Source organism: Micromonospora sp. M51 (genome assembly GCF_018070305.1).
In the GTDB taxonomy this organism is placed as follows: domain Bacteria; phylum Actinomycetota; class Actinomycetes; order Mycobacteriales; family Micromonosporaceae; genus Micromonospora; species Micromonospora parva.
In genome coordinates this window covers 1-5,830 of sequence record NZ_JAGPXZ010000375.1, presented here as the reverse complement: position 1 = coordinate 5,830, position 5,830 = coordinate 1, and the positions used below count along the sequence as shown (strand labels likewise).

At 70.7% G+C, this 5,830-nt stretch carries 4 protein-coding genes; 1 reads left to right on the top strand and 3 read right to left on the bottom strand.

The features are described from left to right. The 3 genes from KBX53_RS19690 to KBX53_RS19680 form a co-directional block, all read right to left on the bottom strand. Positions 1-1,843 (bottom strand): ferredoxin reductase family protein (locus KBX53_RS19690; RefSeq protein WP_309140812.1); only part of this gene is annotated, 1,843 nt, incomplete at its 3' end. Next, the gene (locus tag KBX53_RS19685; RefSeq protein WP_210860900.1) at positions 1,840-3,222 is read right to left on the bottom strand and encodes a DUF1501 domain-containing protein; all 1,383 of its coding nucleotides are present in this window, start codon (positions 3,220-3,222) and stop codon (positions 1,840-1,842) included. The genes KBX53_RS19690 and KBX53_RS19685, both read right to left, overlap by 4 nt. An 8-nt stretch (positions 3,223-3,230) precedes the next feature. After that, complete coding sequence (locus KBX53_RS19680; RefSeq protein WP_210860898.1) at positions 3,231-5,309, bottom strand: DUF1800 domain-containing protein; 2,079 nt, start codon at positions 5,307-5,309, stop codon at positions 3,231-3,233. A gap of 430 nt (positions 5,310-5,739) precedes the next feature. Between KBX53_RS19680 and KBX53_RS19675 the strand changes: the two genes are divergently transcribed. Next, on the top strand, positions 5,740-5,830 hold a 91-nt coding region (locus KBX53_RS19675; RefSeq protein WP_210860904.1), incomplete at its 3' end, for a DUF3040 domain-containing protein.

Genomic DNA, 5,830 nt, shown 5'->3' with positions numbered 1-5,830 from the left:
TCGACGATCCGGTTACCCGAGACGACGATCTGCACCTGCACGTACCCGTACTCGTTGTCGAAGCCGTTGCCGGTGACCCGGCGGGTGGTCGGCTGGGGCGCCTTGGTGGTACGCGGGGTGCTCGGGGCCTTCGTCGTGGTCTTCGTGCCGGAGGGGCGGGCGGTGGTCTTGCCGGGCTTGGGCGACACCGGCGCGTCGGCCGTCTTCGACGGCGTGGCCACCTCCCCGGCCGGGTCCGTGCCCGGCGCGGCCGGGTCGGCGCTCGGGTCGGCGCCCGGCGCGGTGGGGTTGACCGGCTGGGCGGTCGGCAGGTTCTGGGCGACCTGGGTGGCGCCCGGCGAGCCCTTGAACACCACCAGCGCGGTGGTGCTGGCGGCCAGGCCGGTGATCGCGAGGAGCGCGCGACGCATGGGTATGCCCTTCCTACAGCTCGAACGTGGCCAGGTGGATCTGCCGCCGGGGCACGTTCGAGCCGGCGCAGCGCCCGCACCGACTGTTCCACCAACCCGGGCGGCCCGCACAGGTAGACGTCGCGCCGGGCCACGTCGGGCACCAGTTGGCGCAGCCCGTCCGGGCTCATCAGCTGGCGGGGGCCGGGGTCGTCGCGGGAACCGATGACGTACCAGAGCGAGGTGTCGCGCTCCTGGGCCAGCCAGTCCAACTCGCGGCTGAGCAGCACGTCGGCCGGTGTGCGGGCCCGGTAGATCAGCGCGGCGCCCGGCGGCAACTCCTCCAGCATCGCCCGGATCGGGGTGATGCCGCTCCCGCCGGCGATCAGCAGCGCCCGCTCGCGCAGCCGGTGCGCGGCGGTGAAGGTGCCCGAGGGGCCCTCGGCCCAGACCCGGGTGCCCGGGTCCAGGTCGCGCAGGTCGGCGGTGTGGGTGCCGACCACCTTGACGGTGATCCGCAGCCAGCGGCCGTTGGCGGCGGCGGAGACGGAGAACGGGTGCGACTGCCACCAACAGCCCCGGGTGAGGAACCGCCAACGGAAGTGTTGGCCGCCGAGCATCGCCAGCCGGCCGAGCCGCTCCCCGGTGAGGTAGATGGAGATGGTGTCGGTGCTCTCGGCGACCACGTCGGCGACCCGCAGCTTGTAGCGCAGGTTGAACGCCAGCGGCGCGATCACCCGGCCCCAGAGCACTGCGGCGACCACCAGGACGTAGAGCGCGATCCAGCCGGTGCGCACCGGGCCGGGCTTGTACAGCTGCGCGCCGTGGGTGAACTGGTGGCCGAAGCCGAGCAGCAGGATCAGGTAGCTGGACAGGTGCAGCAGGTGCCACAGCTCGTAGGGCAACGCCCGCCGGATGGCCCGGATGCTGGTGAACCCGACAAGCACCATGATGCCGGTGGCGACGAACGCGGAGACCATGTCCTCGTAGTCGCCGAGCAACGTGCCGACCTCGGCGAGGATCGACTGGTTACGCAGGTCGGCGTAGCCGACGAGGATCAGCGACATGTGGGCCAGCACGGTGACCAGCAGGGTGGCCCCGATGTCCCGGTGCCAGCGGGCGGTGTGCTCGCCGCCGATCCACCGTTCCAGCACCGGCAGGCGACTCATCATCAGCACCTGCACCAGCAGCAGGTAGCCGGCGACCAGGCCGGTGATCCGGCCGGCGGCGGTGACGGTGGCGGCGGGGGTGCGCAGCGATCCGGCGGGGGTGCCCAACCACCACGGGAGCACGCTGGCGAGCAGGCCGACCAGGAGCAGCACGCCCAGCAGCCGTCGGCCGCCGGGTCCGCGCCGGGCCGGGCTCTGTGGGGGTACGGGTGCGGCCGACCGGCCGCCGTGCCGGGACGAGGTCCCGGTACGACGGCCGGCGGCGTGGGTGTGCGAATACGTCACGCGTACAGCTTCATCGGGGCGTACTTCTGGCGGGGGAAGATCTTGTCGACCTCCGCGTTGGTGAGCCCGAACCGGCCCTGGGCCACCGCGCCGTAGACGTTGAACATGTTGTTGTACTCCGGCACGTCACCGGAGTCCAGCTTGTCCAGACCGTTCCAGGTGCCCAGCAGCGAACCGGCCAGCTTCTTGCCGGACAGCAGGGTGACCACGCCGCCGTGCCCGTGGTCGGTGCCGCCGGTGTTGGAGCCGACCCGCCTGCCGAACTCGCTGGACACCATGATCGTCACGTCGGCGGCCTTCGGGCCGAGGTCGGTGAAGAACGCGGCCATCGCGCTGGCCAGTTCGTTCAACCGGCGGTGGAGCTGGCCACCCTCGCGGGTGCCCTGGTTCTCGTGGGTGTCGTAGCCACCCATGCCGACGGTGGCGACCCGCACGTTGGCGCCGCCCTTGATCAGCTGGGCGAGCTGCTGGAACGCCCGGCCGACGCCCTCGTACGTGACGCCCGCGGCGGGCTGGTACGGCTTGGCGGCGAGCTTCTGGGCGGTGGCCAGCGCGCCCATGCCCTCCTGCACGGCCTCCTCGACCGGGTGGTTGATCCCGGTGAAGAGCCCCTTGATGGCCTTCTCGGTGGCCGCCCGGAACTTTTCGTCACCGTTGAGCCGCAGCGAGCCGACGCTGTTCAGCGAGAGCGCGCCGTTGTTGCCGACGAGCGAGCGGGGCAGCGTGCTGCCGATGCCGACGCTGCGGAACGCCGTGCCCTTGCCGAGGTTGTCGACGAGCCCGTCGAGCCAACCCCGGCCACCGGTCTCGTTGGGCAGTCCGCCCAGGTTGCAGGCGTCCGCGGCCTGGAAGTGGCTGCGGGACAGCCGCTCGTCCGAGACCGCCGGGATGAAGCCCAGCTGACCGGCGGTGAGCCACTTCTCCAGCGGCTTGAATGCGCTGGTCAGCTTGAAGCCGCGGCCCAGGGCCAACGAGTCGTTCCCGAGCAGCAGGTCCAGGCGGGCCTTGGCGAGCACCGGGTCGTTGTCCGGAGCGACGAGGCTCAGCCCGTCCAGCCCGCCGTAGAGGAAGACGTGGATCAGGGTGCCGGTCTTGGTCGCCGCGAACGACGCCGAGGTGGTGACGAACTGGGCGGTGGCCAGCGCGGTGGCGGTGGCCGCGGCACCGGCGACGAAGGTCCGCCGGGTCACGCCCCGCCCGTCCTGCTGGGCCTCCTCCAGGTTCTCCAGGGTGCGGTACCTGTCGAACTCGGCGGCGTTCTCGGCGGCGACGATGTCGGCCTCGGCGCGCAGCAACGCCTCGGCCGGGTTGTCGGCCAGCCGTCGCACGTCCGGGCATTCGGGGTGCAGGGGGAAAGAGTTGTACACAGTCTTCTCCATCGGGTGCCTCACCGGAGGTGGTGCTGGGGGGAAGCGAGGATCGCCCGCGCGACGGCGGTGATGGCCCCGTTGAACGTGGCGTCGACCTTGGCGGTCGCCGCCACACCGGCCACGCCGAGGATGAGGTTCTTCTCCCGCGTGCTGAACTTCTGGCCCACCAGCCGCAGGGAGAGCGCGTCCACGTACGCCCCGGCCGTCGCCGGCGGCTTGGCGACCAGCTTCTCCGGCGCGGTGTACGTGAACGTGGTGCGGTAGCCGGCCAGGATCTCGCCCGCCTCGTTCCAGCCGTTGACCATGGTGCCGGCCGAGGTCCAGGCGACGTAGACGTCCGGGTAGCCGTCCGGAGTGGGCTGGCCCATCGGGTAGTGGCCCAACTCGCGCAGCTTGTCGTTGATCTGGCGCAGCCCCCGGGCGTACGCGGTGCGCTTGCTGTCGCCGTTGTTGTGCTTCGGCGACGCCTCGGGCGAGACGCCCAGGGTGCGGTACGTGGCCACCAGGTACTCCATCGGCCGGCGCACCTTCTGGCCCACACCGGCCCAGAACTCCGAGGAGCAGAAGAGCGTCATCAGGACCGGCTTGATCATGCCCTTGTTGGTGGTGTACGTCTTGGCCAGCCGGTCCACCAGGGACTTGGGCGGGGTGTCCGAGACGAACCGGGTGGCCAGGCTCTGCGCCACGTACTTCGCCGTCGACGGGTGCGTCGCGATGTAGGTGATGTACGCGTCGATGGCCGCTTCGGCCTTCTTCGGGTCGGCCGAGTTGTTCGCGTGGGTGAACCCGAGGATCTTCACCTTGCCGACGTAGTGCTGCTCGGGGCGGAAGACGTACTTGCCGTCCTGGACCCCACGGCCGGTCTGGAGCATGGCGGCCTGCCGGACGTCCGGCTCCTTGTAGCCGCCGTCGACGCCGACCGAGTAGAGCTCGAGGTTCTCCCGGGCGAGGTTCTCGTTGATGGCGTCCTTGCGGGAGTCCTTCTGGTTCAGGTAGATCAGCAGCGCGGGGTGCTTGTTCGCGGCGACCAGCATCTCCGGGTAGCTGCCCAGGGCGTGCTTGCGGATGACGTCCTGGTCGAACGAGGAGCGGTACACCTCGCCGCCGTCGAAGTCCGCGGCGACGTGCAGGAAGTCGTTCCAGAAGTCGACCATCACCTCGAACAGTTGGCGCTTGGACCAGATCTGCCGGGCGATGGTGGCGTCGACCATCTCCTGCTCCGGCTGGGCACCCTGCTCGTTGAGCTTGTCCCGCTGGTCACGCAGCTGCTGCGTGGAGAGCTTCTGGGTCGGCAGCTCGGCGAGCTTCAGCTCACCCTTGCTCGGCTCCAACTTGTCCGGGTCCAGCTGGGCCCGGATCCAGGCGTCCATGCCCTCGCGCTTGATGTCGGCGAGCAGCGCGGGCGTCACGCCGAAGGTGGCGCGCCGGGCCAGGTGCAGGATCGGGTCCTTGGCCAGGACCGTCTTCACCGTCACCTTCGTCGCCGCCGCCGCGGCGGCCGGGCCGGAGTAGGTGCGCCCACCGGCCGGCGCGTTCTTCTTCAGCGCCTCACCGGCGCGCGAGCCCATGTAGCTCTCGTTCTGCTCGGTGTAGGTACGCACCGTGCTGGGCTGCTGGCCGCTGGGCCGTGCCGCGGTGCCGTCGGTGACCGTGCTGCCGGTCGCGTCGCCGGCCACCGCCTCGTCGCCGAAGAGGCCTCGCAACTGCGGGGTCATGGCGAGCGCCGCGCCACCGGCGACGACGGCGGCGGTGCCGCCGAGGGCCACCATCGCCTTGCGTCGGCCGACCTTGCGACCCGGATCGTCGTCGTCGTCGAGGGTGGGCAGTCCGGTGCCGGCCGGGCGGGCCGGAGCCGGGCGGCCGAGGCCCTCCGGCCCGATCCACTGCGGACCGCGGGGCGCGGGGGCCGGTTGCCCGGCGTACTGCTCACGCGGGTCGACCGGCGCGGCGTAGCCGCCCTGCTGCTGGTGGGGCGAATCGTAGCCGTAGGGCGCGGGCGGGTGGGGGTCGCCGTAGCCGTCAGCGTTGTGGTGCTGGCGTCCGTCCCAACCGCGGTCGTCCCGCGGTCGACGTGGTGGCACATTCTGGTCGGCCATGTACCAATCCCGATTTCTGATGAGCGCCGGAAGCTGCTACCGGGCAGGTGCGGCAGTGCGGCGACTGTTGCCTGAGGGAGTTGCTACGGCAAAGTAACCAAGGCCCCAGGGCCCTTCAAGGTGGCCGGAACACACCCGTGAGGGCACTTAAGACAGCGTTCAGTGCTGCCTTCGCGGCGGGCGGTGGGCGGTGGCCGACCGCAGACTCTCCCAGCAGGGCGTACGCGCGTCAGCCGAGTACGGATCGGACCACTTGCCCGTAGCCGACACTTTCGGCGCCGTTCACCACCAAAGACAAACTTAAGGTCCGGGTAAGCCGGACATGAGGGGCGCTCGCGTGGAGGAAAAGTAGCAGCAACGGGCGAGCGTGAGCCGCCACCGCAGCGGGTATGCCGCCGAACCGCTGAACGCGTGAGGGGAAGGCAGCGCCATGCTCAGCAAAGAGGATCAGCGCAGATTCGACACGATCACCCGTCAGCTCCGGGAACGTGACCCGGCCTTCTTCAAGAAGCTGGACCACC

What these genes read in the sequence shown, in the direction of transcription:
- KBX53_RS19685 (WP_210860900.1), bottom strand. Translation starts at nt 3,222, where the DNA reads ATGGAGAAGACTGTGTACAACTCTTTCCCCCTGCACCCCGAATGCCCG.
- KBX53_RS19680 (WP_210860898.1), bottom strand. Translation starts at nt 5,309, where the DNA reads ATGGCCGACCAGAATGTGCCACCACGTCGACCGCGGGACGACCGCGGT.